Here is a 20548-nt window from a genome sequence, read left to right on the forward strand (position 1 = left end):
GATCGAGATACACAAGTGATCGAAAATCTACGCAACATCGCCATCATTGCTCACGTTGACCATGGTAAGACCACCCTGGTAGACAAACTCTTGCGTCAATCCGGCACCCTGGAGCGCAACGAGCTCAACGACGAGCGCGTGATGGACTCCAACGACCAGGAAAAAGAGCGCGGTATTACCATCCTGGCGAAAAACACCGCCATCAACTGGAACGGCTACCACATCAACATCGTGGACACCCCGGGCCACGCCGACTTCGGTGGTGAAGTAGAGCGCGTGATGTCGATGGTCGACTCCGTGCTGCTGCTGGTTGACGCTCAAGACGGCCCTATGCCGCAAACCCGTTTCGTGACCAAGAAGGCGTTCGAAGCCGGCCTGCGTCCGATCGTGGTCATCAACAAGGTTGACCGTCCAGGCGCGCGTCCGGACTGGGTTCTGGACCAGATCTTCGACCTGTTCGACAACCTGGGTGCCACCGAAGAACAGCTGGACTTCAAAGTCGTCTACGCCTCGGCCCTGAACGGCATTGCCGGTCTGGACCACACCGCCATGGCTGAAGACATGACCCCGCTGTACCAGTCGATCGTCGACGACGTACCAGCGCCGAAAGTCGACCGTGACGGTCCGTTCCAGATGCAGATCTCGGCACTGGACTACAACAGCTTCCTGGGTGTGATCGGTGTTGGTCGTATCGCCCGTGGTCGCATCAAGCCGAACACCCCGGTGGTTGCCATCGACGCCGACGGCAAGAAGCGCAACGGTCGTATCCTCAAGCTGATGGGTCACCACGGCCTGCACCGCATCGACGTTGAAGAAGCTGCGGCCGGCGACATCGTCTGCATCAGCGGCTTCGAGCAACTGTTCATCTCCGACACCCTGTGCGACCCACTGAACGTCGAAGCGATGAAGCCGTTGACCGTCGACGAGCCAACCGTTTCCATGACCTTCCAGGTCAACGACTCGCCATTCTGCGGTAAAGAAGGCAAGTTCGTGACCAGCCGTAACATCAAGGAACGCCTGGACAAAGAGCTGCTCTACAACGTTGCCCTGCGCGTTGAAGAAGGCGACTCGGCCGACAAGTTCAAAGTGTCCGGCCGTGGTGAGCTGCACCTCTCGGTACTGATCGAAACCATGCGTCGCGAAGGCTTCGAAATGGGCGTGGGTCGTCCTGAAGTGATCATCCGCATGGTTGATGGCGTCAAGCACGAACCGTACGAAAACGTGACCATCGACCTGCCGGAAGAATCCCAGGGCGCGATCATGGAGCAAATGGGCCTGCGTAAAGGCGACCTGACCAACATGGTTCCGGATGGCAAGGGCCGTGTGCGCCTTGAGTACAACATCCCGGCCCGTGGCCTGATCGGTTTCCGTAACGAGTTCCTGACCCTGACCTCCGGTGGCGGCATCCTGACCTCGATCTTCGATCGTTACGACGTGATGAAGTCCGGCGACATGTCCGGCCGTCAGAACGGCGTGCTGGTATCGGTTGCGACCGGCAAGGCCCTGACCTACTCGCTGGAAACCCTGCAAGCGCGCGGCAAGCTGTTCGTCGAGCACGGCCAGGATATCTACGAAGGTCAAATCGTCGGCCTGAACAGCCGCGACAACGACCTGGGCGTGAACCCGACCAAAGGCAAGAAGCTCGACAACATGCGTGCTTCGGGCAAGGACGAAACCATTGCCCTGGTTCCGCCGGTCAAGTTCACCCTGGAGCAAGCGCTGGAGTTCGTGCAGGAAGACGAATTGTGCGAAGTGACGCCTAAGTCGATTCGCCTGCGTAAGAAAATCCTTGGCGAAAGCGAGCGTACCCGCGCTGCCAAGAAAAGCGGCAACTGAGTTTCGACTTAGTTAGCGGCTGAAAAAAAACGCCCCTGATTGTGAGATCAGGGGCGTTTTTTTATGCCTGGAAGTGATGTAGCGCCTGTCAGGGCCCTATCGCGAGCAGGCTCGCTCCCACAGTGGATTTGCAGTGGGTACAGATGTTGTGTCCGACAGGAATCCCCTGTGGGAGCGAGCTTGCTCGCGATGGCGTCGGCTCAGGCACCGCTGAACCAGCTGTCGATCAGAATTTGTCCAACGTCCGCGGATTCCGCTCGCGCTCCACTTCCTTGGGCTTGTAGGCACAATACCCCGGCCGTGGCCCAATCCGCGGATGGTTGCGGCAGGTGTCCGGGCGCTTCTCGTAAATGGTGCACAACCGGCTCTTGCGGTCCAGATAAAGGCAATCGTTGTTGCTCATGCGCTGGAGCGTGAAAATTTCCGACTTCTGGTTGTAGCGCTCGACGATCCCTTCCTTTTGCAGGCGCTTGGCGATGTTCTTCGGCGGGTCGCCCAGTTCGAACTCATCGACGATGCCGATCCGGATCAGGTCCTTGATCTTGGCCTCCACCGGCAGCGTGCAGCAGCTCGATACGCAGGAACCGCACATCGGGGCGGAGTACTTGGCCCAGGTATCGAGTCGGTCGATCTCCGCGGCGGCGATCAGGTTGGGCTTCATCATCACGGTTTACCAGCATGCATCAGGGCGCGCGATCATACCGGGACTGGTGAAATTTTGAACGACCATCTGCCGGTTTTTTTTCATCTGCGCTAAAACGCTCGAGGACCGGCACGGCCCCTGCATTCATTTGCCCAACCGGCAACTCTCTGGCGACGATTCTCCGGCACTCGGGGGAATCCACCGAACCAAGAGCCTGTACCGTCTGTCAGACCGACTAGGCTCAGACAATTCCATGCTCGTTCGAGGTCTCATCAATGACTCAAGAACCACTTGTTCGCGAAGCTGAAGTTGCGGCATTTCGCGACGCCGTGTTGACCAAACTCACTTACGCCGTCGGCAAGGACCCGGATCATGCGTTTGATCACGATTGGTTCGAAGCCATTGCCCTGGCCGCCCGCGACCACATGGTCGAACACTGGATGGACCACACGCGGCAGATCTACCGCAAGGGCCAGAAGCGCGTCTATTACCTCTCCCTGGAATTCCTCATCGGCCGCTTGCTCTACGACAGCCTGAGCAACCTTGGCCTGCTGGACACCGCGCGCGAGGCCCTGACCGAGCTGGGCGTGGACCTGGAGCGCATCCGTCTGCTCGAACCCGATGCGGCGCTGGGCAACGGTGGTCTTGGCCGCTTGGCGGCGTGTTTCATGGAAAGCATGTCCACACTGGGCATCGCTGGCCATGGCTACGGCATTCGTTATGAGCACGGCCTGTTCCGCCAGGCGATTGTCGATGGCTGGCAGCAGGAGCAGACCGAGCATTGGCTGGATTTCGGCAACCCGTGGGAGTTCGAGCGGCCGGAGGTGGTCTACCCGATCGGTTTTGGCGGCAGCGTCGAGACCGTGACCGATGAGGCCGGCAAGACCCGGCAAGTCTGGTCCCCGGCCGAAACCGTGCGGGCCATCGCCTACGACACGCCGGTGGTGGGTTGGCGCGGTGCCAGCGTCAACACCCTGCGCCTGTGGCGCGCCCGGGCCGTGGAAGACTTGCACCTGGAACGCTTCAACGCCGGCGACCACTTGGGCGCGGTGGCGGAAGTGGCTCGGGCCGAAAGTATTTCCCGCGTCCTCTATCCGGCCGACAGCACCGAAGCCGGCCAGGAATTGCGCCTGCGCCAGGAATATTTCTTTGTCGCCGCCTCGTTGCAGGACTTGCTGCGCCGCCATCGCAACATGCACACCTCGGTGCTGACCCTGGGCGACCATGCGGCGATCCAGCTCAACGACACGCACCCGTCCATCGCCGTGGCCGAGCTGATGCGGCAATTGGTGGATGTCTATGACGTGGCCTGGGATGCGGCCTGGCAGATCACCCAGGACACGCTGTCCTACACCAACCACACACTGCTGCCCGAAGCCCTGGAGACCTGGCCGGTGGGGCTGATGGAGCGCATGTTGCCCCGGCACATGCAGATCATCTACCTGATCAACGCCCAGCACATCGATTCGCTGCGGGCCAAAGGCGTGCACGATTTCGACGTGCTGCGCTCGGTTTCGCTGATCGAAGAGGACAACGGGCGGCGGGTGCGGATGGGCAACCTGGCGTTCCTCGGTTCCCACAGCGTCAACGGCGTGTCCGGGTTGCACACGCAACTGATGCGCAGCACGGTGTTCTCCGAGCTGCACAAGCTCTATCCGGATCGGATCAACAACAAGACCAACGGCATCACCTTCCGCCGCTGGTTGTTCCAGGCCAACGCCGAATTGACCTCGATGATGGTCGACGCCCTTGGCCCGAGCGTGCTCGACAACCCCGAGGAGCGCCTGATCGAACTGGAACCGTTTGCCGACAAGCCGGCGTTTCGCAAGCAGTTCGCCGAGCAGCGCCTGCACAGCAAGAAAGCCCTGGCTTACCTGATCCACGAGCGACTGGGCATTGCCGTGAACCCGGCGGCGATGTTCGACGTGCAGGTCAAGCGGATCCACGAATACAAGCGCCAGTTGCTCAACCTGATGCACACCGTGGCGCTGTACCAGGCGATCCGTGCCGAGCCGGAAGTGGACTGGGTGCCGCGGGTGAAGATCTTCGCCGGCAAGGCCGCCGCCAGTTATCACCAGGCCAAGCTGATCATCAAGCTGACCAACGACATCGCCCGGGTGGTGAACAACGATCCGACCGTGCGCGGTTTGCTCAAAGTAGTGTTCCTGCCCAACTACAACGTCAGCCTGGCCGAAAGCATCATTCCGGCGGCGGACCTGTCGGAGCAGATTTCCACGGCCGGCTTCGAAGCGTCGGGCACCAGCAACATGAAGTTCGGCCTCAACGGCGCGCTGACCATCGGTACCATGGATGGCGCCAACGTGGAGATGCATGAGCGCGTCGGTGGCGAGCACATGTTCATTTTCGGCCTGACGGCTGAGCAAGTGGAAGCGCGCAAGCAAAACGGTGAGTTCAGCGCTGCGCCGGACATCGCCGCCTCCCATCGCCTGAACGATGTATTGCAGGCGATTCGCGGCGGGGTGTTCTCGCCGGATGATCCGATGCGCTACGCCGGGCTTGTCGATTCGCTGGTGGACTATGACCGCTTCCTGGTTTGTGCCGACTTCGACTCGTACTGGAACGCCCAGGCCCGGGTCGAAGAGCGTTGGCACGACGACAAGCAGTGGTGGCGTTCGGCGGTGCTCAACACCGCGCGCATGGGTTGGTTCTCCTCGGACCGGACCATCCGCGAATATGCCACCGACATCTGGAAAGCCCTGGAGTAGCATTTGCTGCAAGAAATGTGAGCGAAGCCCAACGGCGGTTGGGCTTCGTCGATATACTAGGCGCCAGTTTCGCCGGGCTGTTTGGCCGGACTCAGCAATTGGCAGCGCCAACATTCCAATGTGGGAGCGAGCTTGCTCGCGATAGCGGTGTATCAGTCAGCCTTAAGGTGTCTGTCATGCCGCTATCGCGAGCAAGCTCGCTCCCACAGGGTTTGGGGGTTTCCACTAGACTGATCCAGGCATCGCATCACCCCGGTCATGCCCGCAACGGGCCGCTTAGGGATATCAACCATGCAATGGATCTTGACGTTGTTGGGCCTGGCACTCGGCTGGGTGGTGGACGAGTCGTTCGCCGATGCGCTGATAGGCGCACTGGTGGGGCTTGGCATCGCCCAGGCGTTTCGATTGGGGCGCCTGGGTGTCCAGGCGGCCAAGCAACAGATCTTGTTGCAAGAGGCCCAGCAGAGCTTGCTCACGTTGGAGGGCCGCCTGGCGGTACTCGAACGCGGCAAGGTGGCCGAACCGAGTGATCCGGCCCCCGCGCCCGAGGTTGTCGTGCCCCAGGCCGCGAAGCCCGCAACGCGCACCGAACCGGAGCTCGTCTGGGAATTGCCGTCAGACCTCGAACCCGCTCCCGCGATGGCCACCCAGGCCAGCCAGCCGTTGCCCGATGACATTTGGAAGCCCGCGCCAGAGACGTCCAGTCGGCGTGCCGAGCGCGATTTTGCCCCTCTGCCTCTGGAGCCAATGATTGCGGAGCCGGCGGCCCCACGTGGTCCGAATCTGTTCGACCGCGCCATCATCGGTGCGCGCAACTGGTTGTTCGGCGGCAATACGGTGCTGCGGGTCGGCGTGGTGTTGTTGTTCCTCGGCCTGGCGTTTTTGCTGCGCTATGCCACCGAAGGCATGGTGGTGCCGATCGAATTGCGTTACGCCGGCGTCGCAGCCAGTGCGCTGGGCCTGTTGGGCCTGGGCTGGTGGTTGCGCCAGCGCAACAACAGTTATGCGCTGATGCTCCAGGGCACCGGGATCGCCGTGTTGTACCTGACGGTGTTCGCCGCCATGCGCTTGCATCCGTTGCTCGATTCCAAGGCGGCCCTGGGCTTACTGGTGGCGGTGACGGTGTTCTCGGCGATCCTGGCGGTTACCCAGAATGCCCTGGGCCTGGCTGCGGCGGCGGCACTGGGCGGGTTCGCCGCGCCGATCCTGACCTCTACCGGCAGCGGCAACCACGTCGCGCTGTTCAGTTATTTCATCCTGCTCAATGCCGGCATTCTCGCGATAGCCTGGTTCAAGACCTGGCGCCTGCTCAACCTGATCGGTTTTGTCGGCACCTTCGGCATCGGTTTCGCCTGGGGCCTGCGTTCCTACACGCCAGAACTGCTCTGGAGCACCGAGCCGTTCCTGATTCTGTTCTTCCTCATCTACCTGGCGATTGGCTTGCTGTTCACCCGCCGCAAGCTGCTGGAAATGAACGACGCCCCCGAAGAGGGCAGCCGCGACGCGTTGTTGCGCTGGTCGGCGCGCAAGGGCGATTACGTGGACGGCACGATGCTGTTCGCCCCGCCGCTGGTGGGCTTCGGCTTGCAGTTCGCGTTGGTGCAGCACCTGGAGTTCGCCGCTGCCTTCAGCGCCCTGGCCCTGGGCATGATCTACATGGGCCTGGCGCGGCTATTGATGGGCGGCCGCGCCTTGTTGTTGGCGGAAACCTGCCTGGCCCTGGGGGTGATTTTTTCCAGCCTGGCGATTCCCTTGGGGCTCGACGCCCGTTGGACCGCCGCGGCCTGGGCCGTGGAGGGCGCGGGGATTTTCTGGCTGGGCCTGCGTCAGCAACGACCTTTCGCACGAGCCTTTGCTTTGCTGCTGCAATTGGGTTCGGCGCTGGCCTTCCTCAGCGAATTGCGATCTGGCGAAAGCAGCCTGCTCGACGGCTCACCGTTGGGGGCGTTGATGCTCGGCGGCGCTTTACTGTTCACGTTCTACCAACTGCGCAAGGCCGCCCCTGAACACACTGCGGCTTGGGAGCGCCAAGGCCTGCCGGTGCTGGCGGTGCTGGGCTTGAGTTTCCTCTATCTGCTGGCACCGTTGTTCTTCTTCACCCACGGCACGGCCATCGCCTGGGCCCTGGCCGGATTGGCGACGTTGTTTGTCGGTCTGCGCCTGCAATCGCGCAGCTTCCTGTTCACCGCGTTCGCGGTGCAATTGCTCGGCGGCGCATTGTTCCTGTTGCGCCTGCAAGGCGCCGAGGGCGATTCGGCGGCGGTGTTCAGCGCGGGCTGGAGCGGTTTGCTCAGCGCTTCCCTGATCGGTCTGGCGTTGATTGGCGGCATGTTGCTGGCGGCGCGCGACGACATGGTGCGCAACGATGTCCGATTGCTGCGCGGCTTGTCGGTGGTGCTGCTGGCGGGGCTGGTGCTGATCAACCTCGCGGTGCTGTTCGTCCTGCCCTGGCAAACCGCGAGCGGTGTGTGGGCGGCCAGTGGGCTGTTGATCATCTGGCTGAGCCTGTACCTGAAACAGCGCGTGAGCTTTGTCTTCGGCCTGTTGTTGCAACTGCTGGGCGGTGCGGCGTTCCTGACGGCGGGGCCGGCGTTGCTGGGCCCGCTCAATGCCGAGGATCTGCGACCCCTGGCCCACAGCGGGTTCTGGACGCCGCTGGTCCTGGGGCTGGCGGCGCTGGTGGGTGCGTGGCGCCTGCAACGGGCGCACGCGGCGCAGGAGCTGGACGCCTTGAGCTTGCAGCGCCTGTCCGAGCTGTTGCTGATCTGGGGCGCGGGTTGGTGGGCGCTGGCGTGGGTCAGCGAAGTGCTGCGTTTTGCCCCGGCGAACCTGCAAGGCAGCTTGCTGTTGTTGGTCGCGGCCATCAGCGTGGCGGTGTGGAGCGTTTTGTCGCTGCGGTTGAAATGGCCGGCACTGGGGCTGCTGTGCACCCTGTTGATCCCGGCGGCGGGCTGTGTGCTTGTCGCAGCGTGGGATAGCCGCTACCACCCGGCGGCGGACTTTGGCTGGCTGGCCTGGCTGGCGGTATTCGCCGTGCATTTCCTCTCGCTCAAGCGCCTGGCGCCGGTGCTGCCGGCCCGGGCGCGCAGTACGGCCCACGTACTCGGGTGCTGGTTGCTGATGGCGGTGTTGATGCTGGAGTTGCGTTACGGCCTGCTGTTGCTGTCCGAGCAGTACAACGCTTGGCGCTGGCTGGCCTGGGCGATCCTGCCAGGTCTTTATCTGGTGCTGATGGCCACGCCGCGTACCTTGCCATGGCCGGTTTCGGCACAACCACGGGAATATCGTGTCTATGCGGCGGCGCCCATGGCGCTGTTGATGCTCGGTTGGTTCTGGCTGACCAACACCTTCAGCGATGGCAACTCAGAGCCACTGCCTTATGTGCCGTTGCTCAATCCCTTGGAGCTGGGCCTGCTGTTTGCCTTGTTCGGTATCTATGTGTGGGCTCGCAACGCCGTGGAGCAATCGACGAATGGCTGGAATCGCGTCGGGCACATCGCCCAGTTGATCGCCGGTGTGTCGCTGTTCGCGTTCTTCACCGCCCTGGTGATGCGCACGGCCCACCAGTGGATGGGGGTGCCATACGAGCTGGACGCGCTGCTCGAGTCGATGTTCGTGCAGGCCGGGTTGTCCATTGTCTGGACCTTGATCGCCCTGGGCCTGATGATCGGTGGGCATCTGCGCCATCGCCGTGAAGTGTGGCTGATCGGTGCGGCGTTGATCGCCGTGGTCGTGGCCAAGCTGTTCTTTGTCGAATTGAGTAACCGTGGCGGTCTGGCGCGGATCGTGTCGTTCATCGGCGTGGGTGTATTGCTATTGGTGGTGGGCTACTTCGCGCCGCTGCCGCCCAAGCGCCCGGAGACGGTCGCCCAGGATGAGCCGCCTATGCCTGTCAGTGAGGGAGTGTCATCTTGAGTCGCAAGTTGAATCGGATCGGACTGGGCGTGGTCGGATTGTGGGTGGCGTTGTCGGCTACGGCCCAGGAGCAACCGGCGGATTTCGCTCATCAAGTGCCGTTGGCCCTGAGCGGCGAAGGGCCGTGGTATCGCCTGCCGTTGCCACTGGACGTGCAGTTGCAGGCGCGGCAGACCGACCTGAGCGACCTGCGCGTCTTCAACGCCGCCGGGCAGGCCCAGGCCTATGCCTTGGTGCGCGAGTCGGCCCAGAGCCGGGAAAACCGCACCCTCACCGACGTGAAGTGGTTCCCGCTGTACAACGCCGCCGATGACAACGAGCGTGCGCCCAGTGTGCGGGTGCAATCGAACGCCAACGGCACCTTGGTGGAAGTCCAGCCCTCCAGCCGGCTCGAAGCCGGGGAGGAAGAGTTGCGTGGCTGGTTGCTGGATGCCAGCGCGATCAAGGCGCCGCTGCAGCAGTTGATCCTCGACTGGACCAGCGAGCGCGACGGCTTCCAGCGGTTCACCATCGAAGCCAGTGACGACTTGCAGCACTGGCAATCCTGGGGTGAAGGCCAGGTGGCGCGCTTGACCTTTGCCGATGAGCGGGTCGAGCAGCATGAAGTGAACCTGCCGGGGCAACCGGCGCGCTATCTGCGGTTGCTGTGGGATTCGCCGTCCTCCGCGCCGGTGCTGACCTCGGCCCAACTGCACAGCGCCAGCCGCGAAAGCCTGCCGTTGCCGCTGGTCTGGTCGCAACCGTTGGCCGGCAGCACGACGAAGGCCGGTGAGTACACCTGGCAGTTGCCCATGGGGCTGAACATCGAACAAGTGCAGGTCGAACTGAGCCAGGCCAACAGCCTGGCGCCGGTGACCCTGGCCGGTCGCCGTGAAAGCAGCCATCCGTGGCAGCCAATGGGCAGTGGCTTGCTCTATCGCCTGACCCAGAACGGCCAGGATGTGCTGCAAAACCAATTGCAGCTGTCCGGCCAGACCGTGCAGCAATTGAAACTGACCGTGGACGAGCGTGGCGGCGGCCTGGGAACCGAAGCCCCGGCCCTGCGCTTTGCCGTACGCCCGACCCAGGTGGTGTTCCTGGCGCGGGGCGAAGGGCCTTACCGCCTGGCGCTGGGCAGCGCGACAGTCAAAGCGGCCAGCTTGCCATTGAGCACGCTGGTGCCTGATTACAAACCGTCGCGCCTGGCGACGCTGGGGACGGCGACGGTGAACGGCGCGGCTACGTCGACGCCAACTGCGACCCCTGCAACCGCCACCGCGCCTGCGACGGTCGATACCAACTGGAAGAAAATCGGCTTGTGGGCGGTGTTGCTGCTGAGCGTGCTGTTCCTCGCGGCGATGGCGTTCAGCCTGCTTCGCAAGCCGCCGGTCAAGAGCTGAGGTGCGTTCATCGCGAGCAAGCTCGCTCCCACAATAGACCGCGTTCGTCGATACAACCCGGTCAACTGTGGGAGCGAGCTTGCTCGCGATGGCGTCCTCTCAATCGACAGAAATATCCAAGCGAGCCGCCACGCCGTGAACTCAATCCTCCATATCCCGTCTCATAGGAGGAATTAAGTCCCGACTCGCGCTAAACTGCGCTGGTTTTTCCGCCCCCTATTCTTCGGAGCCGTCCATGTCCCGCGTTACCTTGAGTCGCTATTTGATTGAGCAGACCCGTAGCAACAACACCCCTGCCGATCTGCGCTTTCTGATCGAAGTGGTGGCGCGTGCGTGCAAGGAAATCAGCCACGCCGTTTCCAAAGGCGCGTTGGGTGGTGTCCTGGGCAGCATGGGCACCGAAAACGTGCAGGGTGAAGTGCAGAAGAAGCTCGACGTGCTGTCCAACGAAATCCTGCTCGAAGCCAACGAATGGGGCGGTCACCTGGCCGGCATGGCGTCCGAGGAAATGGACAATGCCTACCAGATCCCGGGCAAATACCCCAAGGGTGCCTACCTGCTGGTGTTCGACCCACTGGACGGTTCGTCGAACATCGACATCAACGCGCCGGTCGGCACCATCTTCTCGGTACTGCGCTGCCCGAACGAGTACTTGAGCCAGAACGAAGCCTTGAATGAAAAGGCCTTCCTGCAGCCGGGCACCGAGCAGGTCGCCGCCGGTTATGCCATCTACGGCCCCCAGACCATGCTGGTGCTGACCCTGGGTGACGGCGTCAAGGGCTTCACCCTGGACCGCGAGATGGGCAGCTTCGTACTGACCCACGAAGACATCACCATTCCTGAGACCACCCAGGAATTCGCCATCAACATGTCCAACCAGCGTCACTGGGAAGCCCCGGTGAAACGCTACGTCGAAGAATTGCTGGCAGGCGAAGAAGGCCCGCTGAAGAAGAACTACAACATGCGCTGGGTCGCCGCGATGGTTGCCGACGTGCACCGGATCCTGACCCGTGGTGGCTTGTTCATGTACCCGCGCGACAGCCGCGAGCCGTCCAAGCCGGGCAAGCTGCGCCTGATGTACGAAGCCAACCCGATGTCGTTCCTGGTGGAGCAGGCGGGTGGTGCTTCCACCGACGGTCACCAGCGCATTCTCGATATCAAGCCTGAAGGTCTGCACCAGCGCGTGGCCGTGTTCCTCGGTTCGAAGGAAGAAGTGGCTCGCGCCACGGCTTACCACAAGGAATAAATCATGGCCGAGCCCTGGCAGCCGTTGCTCGATTGGTGGTTTGGTGCAGCCCAGACACCGGACGAAATATCGGCTGACAGGGGCAAGCTGTGGTTCGGCAAAGGCCATGATCGCCAGGCGCAAGAGCGCTTCGGTGATCGGGTCGAGCAGGCACTGGCCGGCGGATTGACCGATTGGGCGCAACGCCCGGAAGGTAGGCTGGCCCTGGTGCTACTGCTCGATCAACTCCCGCGGATGATCTTTCGCGACACCCCCAAGGCTTTTTCCGGCGACCTGCGTGCCCAAGCGCTGGTCGCCCAAGGCCTGGCGGCGGGTTTCGACCGGCAACTCAAGCCGATCCAGCGCGTGTTCATCTATCTGGTACTCGAACACTGCGAAAACCTGGCGGTGCAGAACGAGGCTGTGTCGCGGTTTATCGACCTGGTCCGAGAGCAACCGGAGGCGGAGCGGGCGGTGTTTGAAGACAACCTGGATTATGCCGAGCGGCACCAGAAGATCATTGCCCGGTTTGGACGGTTCCCCCATCGCAATGCGGTGTTGGGGCGCGAGTCCACGGCTGAGGAAATCGAGTTTTTGAACAGGCCTGGGTCCAGGTTCTGATTCTTTCGATCTAGCTGACGCCGCTATCGCGAGCAAGCTCGCTCCCACATTGATGACTTCGAGCGCGGTCAACTGTGGGAGCGAGCTTGCTCGCGATGGCGGTCTTGAAAGCGCTAGATCCTGAAACTACCCACCAACTGCTTCAACCGCGCCGCCTGCTGTTCGAGGTCGGCACAGGCCCGCAAGGTGGCCTGCAGGTTTTCCACGCCTTCCTGGTTCAGCGTGTTGATCTCGGTGATGTCGACGTTGATCGACTCCACCACGGCGGTCTGTTCTTCGGTGGCGGTGGCCACGGATTGGTTCATGCCGTCGATTTCACCGATACGCTGGGTCACGCTGCCCAGTCGCTCGCCGGCCTGGTTGGCGATGCCGACGCTGCTTTCGCTCTGGCGCTGGCTATCGGTCATGGTCAGCACCGCTTCCCGTGCGCCGACTTGCAGCTCTTCGATCATCTTCTGCACTTGCTGCGCCGAGTCCTGGGTGCGGTGCGCCAGGTTGCGCACTTCATCGGCCACCACCGCGAAGCCGCGCCCGGCTTCACCGGCCCGCGCCGCTTCGATGGCGGCGTTGAGGGCGAGCAGGTTGGTCTGCTGGGAAATGCTGGTGATCACCTCGAGGATCTGGCCGATGTTCACTGTGTTGCTGTTCAGGGTTTCGATGTTGCCGCACGAATCGCTGATCTTGGCCGACAACTGCTGCATGGCCGCGATGGTTTTATCCACGACTTGCTGGCCGTCTTCGGCCAGGTTGCGGGCCTCGCTGGAATGTTGCGAGGCGAGGGCGGCGTTCTGGGCGATTTCCTGGGCGGCGGCGCCAAGCTGGTTGATGGCCGCGGCCACGCTGCTGGTGCGCGACGCCTGCTGGTCGGAGTTGAACATCGACGAGTTGGACGCACTGACCACGCGCAAGGCGACTTCGTTGACCTGGCCGGTGGCCGAGGCCACTTCGCGGATCGAGGTGTGAATGCGTTCGACAAAACGGTTGAACGACGTGCCCAGTGCGCCGAATTCGTCATGGCCGTGAATGACCAGGCGCCGGGTCAGGTCGCCTTCGCCTTCGGCGATGTCATGCATGGCGCGGCCCATGGTCAGCAGCGGTTGCATCAGCACGCGGATCAACATGCCCAGCAGGGCGATGATGAACACCACCGCGATGACCATGGCGATCAGCGCCGACGTACGGAACTCACTGAGCATCGCCAGCGCGGTGTCCTTGTCGAGCACCAGCGCCACGTACCAGTCGGCGCCCGGCACGCCGTTGACGCGGGTGAAGGAAATGAATTGGGTCTGGCCGTCGAGGTCGACTTCCTTCACGCCTGGGCTGATTTGCGGCGCGCCGTTGGGGTAGGCCTCGGCCAGGGTCTTGAGCACGCGCTTGCTGTCGGGGTGGATCAGGATCTTGCCGTCGGCGCTGACGATGAACGCGTGGCCGTGGCCGCCGAAGTTCAGCGAGTTGATGATGGCGCTGATACTGGACAGGTCGATGTCCGCACCGGCCACGCCGATCATCTGCCCCTGGCGCTGTACCGGCGTGGCGACGGTGATCACCAGTTTGCCCGACGAGGCGGCGATGTACGGTTCGGTGACGATGGTTTGCTGTGCGCTGTTGGCGGCCTTGTACCAGCCACGGGCGCGCGGGTCGTAGTCGGCGGCGCGATTGCCGGCCGGTACCGAGAACATCACGCCGTCAGTGCCGCCGAAATAGCTGAGCTGAAAATTGCCGGTGTACGCCGGCAGGCCCACGGCACGCTTGAGGCTGTCGGCGCTGTTGCCGTCCACGGCGATCTGCTGGGCCAGCGACTGCAGCAATTGGATACGGCCGTCGACCCACGTCTGGATGTTACGGCTGGTCAGGTTGCCGAGCTCCTGCATGGAGGTCTCGGTGCTGGCGTGCAGGCTCTGGCGTTGACGATAGTCGTTGAACAGGATGAAACAGGCGAATGCAACGGCCACCACGAGGGCGGCAGCCAGCAGGATTTTATGGCTGAATTTCATGTTTCTGGTCATTAAGAACACTACTGCGAAGGGGCGGGTCAGGGAGGGCTGTCAATTTGCCATAGCGCGGGATTTTGCGCTGTGACTTTTTATCGGCGCAAAAGCCCGGCCCATCAGGCGCCAGGGCCTCAGTCCCGACGAAAGGTACGACGGCGTCACAAACCGGGTGATTCATCGATGAAACACCTCTGCACAGCCAATAAATACTGGGGGTGTCAGGGAACCAGATAGGGGTTTTCTCTTCTAAGGATCAGGTTGGCACCCTGCCACCTCCCTTCCGTTCCAGGAGTTACACCATGTCGCTGCGATCTATCGCTCTGCTGTTTATGTGCGTCGTGTTGACCGCATGCAGCAAGGTCAACCAGGAAAACTATTCGAAACTGTCGGCTGGCATGCCCAAGGCCGAAGTCGAAACGTTGCTGGGGAAACCGACCGATTGTTCAGGCGCACTCGGCATGTCCAGCTGTACCTGGGGCGACCAGAAAAGCTTTATCAGCGTGCAGTACGCCGGTGACAAAGTGTTGATGTTTTCCGGCCAAGGCCTGAAGTAAACCGAGGCCAGAGGCCTGCGGGAGAAAAATAATGATGCGGTTAGTTTTTGTACTTTTGGCTGGCCTGGTATTGGCCGGCTGTGCCACTTCTGGCGAAGATCCGTTGGCGCCCAAGACGGTCAACAGCGTCAACCTCAAGCGTTACCAAGGGACCTGGTATGAGTTGGCCCGTCTGCCCATGTATTTCCAGCGCAATTGCGCGCAATCGGAAGCTCACTACATCCTCAAGCCAGACGGCAACGTGGGTGTGCTCAATCGCTGCCTGACCTCGGACTGGCAGTGGGAGGAGGCCAGGGGCACGGCCACGCCGCAGGTGCCGGGCAAGACCGACAAGCTCTGGGTCGAGTTCGACAACTGGTTTTCACGGATCGTGCCAGGCGTGGCGAAAGGGCAATATTGGGTGCTGTACGTCAGCGATGACTACAAGACCGCCATCGTCGGCGACCCGAGCCGCCGCTACATGTGGCTGCTGTCCCGCACACCGACCGTCAATAGCGTCGTGCGCGAGGAGCTGCTGAGCAAGGCGCGCCAGCAGGGCTATGACACGACACGACTGATCTGGCGCGCGTCGGATCGGCAGATGGCCAAGACTTCGAATTGATCAGCTCCTGAGAACCCATGTGGGAGCGAGCTTGCTCGCGATGACGGACTTCCAGCCAACCTCAGTGTTGAATGTGAAGGCCTCATCGCGAGCAAGCTCGCTCCCACATTTTTTTATCCGCGTCAGTCTAGAAGTTCGCGCAATACCTGGGTAAACGCCCGAGCGCTTTCCTCTTCGCCGGCATGGCGCCCATCACGCACAACCCACCGTCCACCGACCATCACATCCCGCACCTGACGATCGCCGCCGGCAAACAACCAGCGATTGAGAATCCCGTCGCCATTGGCCGTGGCCAGGTACGGATCGTTGCCATCGAGCACCAGCCAGTCGGCGCGCTTGCCGATGTCGAGGGCGCCGACCGGTTGCCCCAGGGCCTGGGCGCCGCCTTCCAATGCCGCATCGAACAAGGTGCGGCCGACCATCGGCTGATCCGCCCGATACAAGCGGTTGCGCCGTTGGTCACGCAGGCGCTGGCCATATTCCAGCCAGCGCAATTCTTCGACCACGCTCAAGGACACATGGCTGTCGGAGCCGATACCCAGGCGCCCGCCCTGGGCGAGGAAATCCACGGCCGGGAAAATCCCGTCCCCCAGGTTGGCTTCGGTGGTCAGGCACAGGCCGGCAATCGCCCGGCTCTTGGCCATAAGGCTGACTTCCTGGGCGTTGGCATGGGTGGCGTGCACCAGGCACCAGCGCTGGTCGACTTCGGTGTTTTCGTACAGCCATTGCAGCGGGCGGGCGCCGCTCCAGCTCAGGCAGTCATCGACTTCCTTCTGCTGCTCGGCGATGTGGATGTGCACCGGGCAATCACGGTCGCTGGCGGCCAGCACGTCCTGGATCTGCCCCGGTGTCACGGCGCGCAGCGAGTGGAAACACAAGCCCAGGGCCTGGGCCGGTTGCCCGGCCAGGATCGGTTGCAAGCGTGACTGAAGCTTCAAGTAGTTTTCGGTGCTGTTGATGAACCGGCGCTGCCCGTCATTGGGCGCCTGGCCGCCAAAACCGGAATGGCTGTAGAGCACCGGTAGCAGGGTCAGGCCGATGCCGGCGGCGCTGGCGGCGTGGCTGATGCGCAGGGCCAGCTCCGCCGGGTCGGCGTAGGGTGCGCCGTCGGTGTCATGGTGCACGTAATGGAATTCGGCGACCGAGGTGTAGCCGGCCTTGAGCATTTCGATGTACAGCTGGCGGGCGATGATGCCGAGTTGATCCGGGCTGATTTTTCCGACGAGGCGGTACATCAAGTCGCGCCAGGTCCAGAAACTGTCGTTGGGATTGCCCGCCACTTCCGCCAGCCCGGCCATCGCCCGTTGAAAGGCATGGGAGTGCAGGTTCGGCATGCCCGGCAACAGCGGACCGCCCAGCCGTTCGGCGCCGTCTGCGTGGGAGCCGGCCTGGATATGGGTCAGGACGCCCTTGGCATCGACCTCAAGACGTACATCATGGGCCCATCCACTAGGCAGCAGCGCGCGTTCGGCAAAGAAGGCGGACATGGTTCAACCTCATCGTGCGTAATTTGTATATACATATACAGACGTTTGCCTGGCCGGTAAACTCCGGCAAGCTAGCAACCTTATTCGCAGAACAGGGAACCGCCGTGCCGACTCCGCCTGCCAAACCGCCGCTGGCCGCACACATGGGTGACAGTCCGGCGCCCTTGTACGCCCGCGTCAAACAGATGATCACCCAGCAGATCGACAGTGGAAACTGGCCGCCGCATTACCGCGTGCCGTCGGAAAGCGAGCTGGTCAGCCAATTGGGCTTCAGTCGCATGACCATCAACCGTGCCCTGCGGGAAATGACCGCCGACGGCCTGTTGGTGCGCATGCAGGGGGTCGGCACGTTCGTCGCCGAGCCCAAGAGCCAATCCGCGTTGTTTGAAGTGCATAACATCGCCGACGAAATCGCCTCCCGTGGTCATCGCCACACCTGCAAGGTCATCACCCTGGAAGAAGAAGCCGCCGGTTCCGAGCGTGCCTTGGCCCTGGACATGCGTGAAGGCCAGAAGGTGTTCCATTCGCTGATCGTGCATTTCGAGAACGACATCCCTGTGCAAATCGAGGACCGTTTCGTCAACGCACTGGTGGCGCCGGACTACCTCAAGCAGGACTTCACCTTGCAGACGCCCTACGCCTACCTGAACCAGGTCGCGCCGCTGACCGAGGGTGAGCATGTGGTCGAGGCGATTCTGGCCGAGCCGAGCGAGTGCAAACTGCTGCAGATCGAGCGAGGCGAACCCTGCCTGTTGATCCGCCGCCGCACCTGGTCCGGGCGCCAGCCGGTGACCGCCGCGCGCCTGATCCATCCGGGTTCCCGTCACAGTCTGGAAGGGCGCTTTCATAAATGAGCCAGTTGAAGGTTTTACGCGCAGCAGATTACCCCCGCATGCCTTGGAAAAACGGCGGTGGCAGCACCGAGGAAATCACTCGCGATGCCGGCACTGGCCTGGAAGGTTTCGGCTGGCGTCTGTCGATTGCCGATATCGGTGAGTCGGGTGGTTTTTCCACGTTTGCCGGTTACGAGCGGATCATCAGCGTCTTGCAGGGAGACGGTATGACGCTGAACGTCGATGGCCAGGCCACGGGGCCTTTGCGCCCGCTGGACCCCTTTGCCTTCAGCGGCGAGAGCCATGTGCATTGCACCTTGCTGGGCGGCCCCATTCGGGATTTCAACCTGATCTATGCACCGCAGCGTTACCGCGCGCGATTGCAGTGGGTGGGGGGGCAGCAGCGATTCTTCAGCGAAGCGGAGACGTTGCTGGTGTTCAGCGCGGCCCCGGGATTGACCATCAAGATTGGCGAGTCCGCCGTTATCCTGGGCCTCTACGACTGCTTGCAATTGAGCGGTAACACCGGGCTGCTGGACATCACCAGCCACGGCCAATGCTGTGTGATCGAGCTGACGGCCCGCTGATTTTCGGCGAAGCGCTCTAGTGGCGAGGGAGCTTGCTCCCGCTCGGGGGCGCAGCGCCCGTCGCTTCTTGGGGGCCGCTGCGCAGCCCAGCGGGAGCAAGCTCCCTCGCCACAAAAGCCATCTCACTGTTTCCTTCTGCGCGCACCAACTTGTTACCGAATGCCCCAGCGTGGCGCAGAGCCGGGCTGCCAGAACCTGCTTGTCTCCTGCATAAATCCCTCCTTCAGAAATTTCATCTGGTTCTCAAACCGCTCAATCACGGGGCTTTCAGCCAATCCTCACGTCATCCTGCAAACGTGTCCTCGACAAGTTGGCCGCTTGATTGCATATGCTTGTACATACAAGTAAAGACGTATGCGTATGAGTCACCGATCTTCTACGCAACGTTCGCTAAATCGCTGCCCACTGCCCGGGCTGGTCTGGATTGATCGCTGAGGAGTTTTTGCTGTGACCGACGCTACCCGCAAACCCGAAAAATACCGTGACGTTGAAATCCGCGCCCCTCGCGGTAACACGCTGACCGCCAAGAGCTGGCTGACTGAAGCGCCGCTGCGCATGTTGATGAACAACCTCGACCCGGAAGTGGCCGAGAACCCCAAGGAACTGGTGGTCTACGGTGGCATCGGCCGCGCGGCGCGCAATTGGGAGTGCTACGACAAGATCGTCGAAAGCCTGACCAACCTGAATGACGACGAAACCCTGCTGGTGCAATCCGGCAAGCCGGTGGGCGTGTTCAAGACCCACAGCAACGCCCCTCGTGTACTGATCGCCAACTCCAACCTGGTGCCGCACTGGGCCAGTTGGGAACACTTCAACGAACTCGACGCCAAGGGCCTGGCCATGTACGGCCAGATGACCGCCGGCAGCTGGATCTACATCGGCAGCCAGGGCATCGTCCAAGGCACTTATGAAACCTTCGTCGAGGCCGGTCGCCAGCACTACGACTCCAACCTCAAGGGCCGTTGGGTCCTGACCGCCGGCCTGGGTGGCATGGGCGGCGCGCAACCCCTGGCCGCGACCCTGGCCGGTGCGTGCTCGCTGAACATCGAGTGCCAGCAGGTCAGTATCGATTTCCGCCTGAAAACCCGTTACGTCGACGAGCAAGCCAAAGACCTCGACGACGCCCTGGCGCGCATCGAGAAATACACTGCCGAAGGCAAGGCGATTTCCATCGCACTGTGTGGGAACGCTGCCGAAATCCTGCCGGAAATGGTCCGTCGTGGTGTGCGCCCGGACATGGTCACCGACCAGACCAGTGCCCACGATCCCCTCAACGGTTACCTGCCGGCCGGTTGGACCTGGGACGAATACCGTGCCCGCGCCAAGACCGAGCCCGCTGCCGTGGTGAAGGCCGCCAAGCAATCGATGGCTGTCCACGTCAAAGCCATGCTCGCCTTCCAGAAAATGGGCGTGCCGACTTTCGACTACGGCAACAACATCCGCCAGATGGCCCAGGAAGAGGGCGTCGAAAATGCCTTCGACTTCCCAGGTTTCGTCCCGGCGTATATCCGTCCGCTGTTCTGCCGTGGCATCGGCCCGTTCCGTTGGGCTGCGCTGTCCGGCGACCCCCAGGACATCTACAAGACCGACGCCAAGGTCAAGGAACTGATCCCCGACGACGCCCACCTGCACAACTGGCTGGACATGGCCCGCGAGCGCATCAGCTTCCAGGGCTTGCCGGCACGTATCTGCTGGGTCGGCCTGGGCCAGCGCGCCAAGTTGGGCCTGGCCTTCAACGAGATGGTACGCAGCGGTGAATTGTCGGCGCCGATCGTCATCGGTCGCGACCACCTGGACTCCGGTTCCGTGGCCAGCCCGAACCGTGAAACCGAATCCATGCAGGACGGCTCCGACGCCGTTTCCGACTGGCCGCTGCTCAATGCCTTGCTCAACACCGCCAGCGGCGCGACCTGGGTGTCGCTGCACCACGGTGGTGGCGTCGGCATGGGCTTCTCTCAGCATTCGGGCATGGTGATCGTCTGCGACGGTACCGACGAAGCGGCCGAGCGTATTGCTCGCGTACTGCACAACGACCCGGGCACCGGGGTGATGCGCCATGCCGATGCCGGTTACCAGATCGCCATCGATTGCGCCAAGGAACAGGGGCTGAACTTGCCGATGATCACCGGCAAATAACCCCGGCCCCTTTG

14 protein-coding genes are annotated in these 20548 nt (G+C 62.3%); 11 read left to right on the top strand and 3 right to left on the bottom strand.

Annotated features, from left to right (window positions below; all coding sequences use genetic code 11):
* Positions 1-15 precede the first annotated feature (15 nt).
* Complete coding sequence (gene typA / locus J4E63_RS22060; protein ID WP_003186725.1) at positions 16-1836, top strand: translational GTPase TypA; 1821 nt, start codon at positions 16-18, stop codon at positions 1834-1836.
* 226 nt (positions 1837-2062) lie between these two features.
* On the opposite strand, the gene J4E63_RS22065 is transcribed toward typA, so the two are convergent.
* A complete protein-coding gene (locus J4E63_RS22065; protein ID WP_025211360.1) occupies positions 2063-2500 on the bottom strand; it encodes a YkgJ family cysteine cluster protein in 438 nt (145 codons plus the stop codon).
* Between the two features lie 254 nt (positions 2501-2754).
* Between J4E63_RS22065 and J4E63_RS22070 the strand changes: the two genes are divergently transcribed.
* The 5 genes from J4E63_RS22070 to J4E63_RS22090 all read left to right on the top strand — a co-directional run bounded on the left by J4E63_RS22070 (position 2755) and on the right by J4E63_RS22090 (position 12345).
* On the top strand, positions 2755-5205 hold the full coding sequence (locus J4E63_RS22070; protein WP_207283362.1) for a glycogen/starch/alpha-glucan phosphorylase: 2451 nt from the start codon (positions 2755-2757) through the stop codon (positions 5203-5205).
* A gap of 291 nt (positions 5206-5496) precedes the next feature.
* Positions 5497-9120, top strand: coding sequence for a DUF2339 domain-containing protein (locus J4E63_RS22075; protein WP_207283363.1), 3624 nt, complete (start codon positions 5497-5499; stop codon positions 9118-9120).
* Positions 9117-10499: a DUF3999 domain-containing protein gene (locus tag J4E63_RS22080; protein ID WP_207283364.1), complete on the top strand. Its 1383-nt coding sequence runs from the start codon at positions 9117-9119 to the stop codon at positions 10497-10499. The genes J4E63_RS22075 and J4E63_RS22080 overlap by 4 nt, the downstream gene beginning before the upstream one ends.
* A gap of 235 nt (positions 10500-10734) precedes the next feature.
* Positions 10735-11745 (top strand): class 1 fructose-bisphosphatase, encoded by a 1011-nt coding sequence (locus J4E63_RS22085; RefSeq protein ID WP_018607993.1) that lies wholly within the window; start codon positions 10735-10737, stop codon positions 11743-11745.
* A gap of 3 nt (positions 11746-11748) precedes the next feature.
* Positions 11749-12345, top strand: coding sequence for a DUF924 family protein (locus tag J4E63_RS22090; protein ID WP_207283365.1), 597 nt, complete (start codon positions 11749-11751; stop codon positions 12343-12345).
* Between the two features lie 113 nt (positions 12346-12458).
* On the opposite strand, the gene J4E63_RS22095 is transcribed toward J4E63_RS22090, so the two are convergent.
* Positions 12459-14351, bottom strand: a complete 1893-nt coding sequence (locus J4E63_RS22095; RefSeq protein WP_207283366.1) for a methyl-accepting chemotaxis protein — start codon at positions 14349-14351, stop codon at positions 12459-12461.
* A gap of 284 nt (positions 14352-14635) precedes the next feature.
* Here J4E63_RS22095 and J4E63_RS22100 point away from each other — a divergent pair, with 284 nt between their 5' ends.
* Both J4E63_RS22100 and J4E63_RS22105 read left to right on the top strand, forming a co-directional pair.
* Positions 14636-14890 (top strand): hypothetical protein, encoded by a 255-nt coding sequence (locus J4E63_RS22100; RefSeq protein WP_003186715.1) that lies wholly within the window; start codon positions 14636-14638, stop codon positions 14888-14890.
* Positions 14891-14921: 31 nt separating this feature from the next.
* Positions 14922-15491 (top strand): lipocalin family protein, encoded by a 570-nt coding sequence (locus J4E63_RS22105; RefSeq protein WP_060739593.1) that lies wholly within the window; start codon positions 14922-14924, stop codon positions 15489-15491.
* A 122-nt stretch (positions 15492-15613) separates the two neighbouring features.
* Here J4E63_RS22105 and J4E63_RS22110 read toward each other — a convergent pair whose 3' ends face one another.
* Positions 15614-16978, bottom strand: a complete 1365-nt coding sequence (locus J4E63_RS22110) for a formimidoylglutamate deiminase (protein WP_060739592.1) — start codon at positions 16976-16978, stop codon at positions 15614-15616.
* Positions 16979-17121: 143 nt separating this feature from the next.
* Here J4E63_RS22110 and hutC point away from each other — a divergent pair, with 143 nt between their 5' ends.
* The 3 genes from hutC to hutU all read left to right on the top strand — a co-directional run bounded on the left by hutC (position 17122) and on the right by hutU (position 20534).
* Complete coding sequence (gene hutC, locus J4E63_RS22115) at positions 17122-17832, top strand: histidine utilization repressor (RefSeq protein WP_170842365.1); 711 nt, start codon at positions 17122-17124, stop codon at positions 17830-17832.
* The gene (locus J4E63_RS22120; RefSeq protein ID WP_103310037.1) at positions 17829-18398 is read left to right on the top strand and encodes a HutD family protein; all 570 of its coding nucleotides are present in this window, start codon (positions 17829-17831) and stop codon (positions 18396-18398) included. Before hutC ends, J4E63_RS22120 begins: the two co-directional genes overlap by 4 nt.
* A 447-nt stretch (positions 18399-18845) precedes the next feature.
* The gene (hutU, locus tag J4E63_RS22125; RefSeq protein WP_039592729.1) at positions 18846-20534 is read left to right on the top strand and encodes a urocanate hydratase; all 1689 of its coding nucleotides are present in this window, start codon (positions 18846-18848) and stop codon (positions 20532-20534) included.
* Positions 20535-20548 lie beyond the last annotated feature (14 nt).

It is taken from the genome of Pseudomonas sp. FW300-N2F2 (assembly GCF_017351655.1).
Lineage (GTDB): Bacteria > Pseudomonadota > Gammaproteobacteria > Pseudomonadales > Pseudomonadaceae > Aquipseudomonas > Aquipseudomonas fluorescens_AA.

Coding starts and splice junctions, on each gene's coding strand:
- J4E63_RS22085 (WP_018607993.1), top strand. CDS start 10,735: ATGTCCCGCGTTACCTTGAGTCGCTATTTGATTGAGCAGACCCGTAGC.
- J4E63_RS22090 (WP_207283365.1), top strand. CDS start 11,749: ATGGCCGAGCCCTGGCAGCCGTTGCTCGATTGGTGGTTTGGTGCAGCC.
- J4E63_RS22105 (WP_060739593.1), top strand. CDS start 14,922: ATGATGCGGTTAGTTTTTGTACTTTTGGCTGGCCTGGTATTGGCCGGC.
- J4E63_RS22070 (WP_207283362.1), top strand. CDS start 2,755: ATGACTCAAGAACCACTTGTTCGCGAAGCTGAAGTTGCGGCATTTCGC.
- J4E63_RS22075 (WP_207283363.1), top strand. CDS start 5,497: ATGCAATGGATCTTGACGTTGTTGGGCCTGGCACTCGGCTGGGTGGTG.
- J4E63_RS22095 (WP_207283366.1), bottom strand. CDS start 14,351: ATGACCAGAAACATGAAATTCAGCCATAAAATCCTGCTGGCTGCCGCC.
- J4E63_RS22100 (WP_003186715.1), top strand. CDS start 14,636: ATGTCGCTGCGATCTATCGCTCTGCTGTTTATGTGCGTCGTGTTGACC.
- J4E63_RS22065 (WP_025211360.1), bottom strand. CDS start 2,500: ATGATGAAGCCCAACCTGATCGCCGCCGCGGAGATCGACCGACTCGAT.
- hutC (WP_170842365.1), top strand. CDS start 17,122: ATGGGTGACAGTCCGGCGCCCTTGTACGCCCGCGTCAAACAGATGATC.
- J4E63_RS22120 (WP_103310037.1), top strand. CDS start 17,829: ATGAGCCAGTTGAAGGTTTTACGCGCAGCAGATTACCCCCGCATGCCT.
- J4E63_RS22110 (WP_060739592.1), bottom strand. CDS start 16,978: ATGTCCGCCTTCTTTGCCGAACGCGCGCTGCTGCCTAGTGGATGGGCC.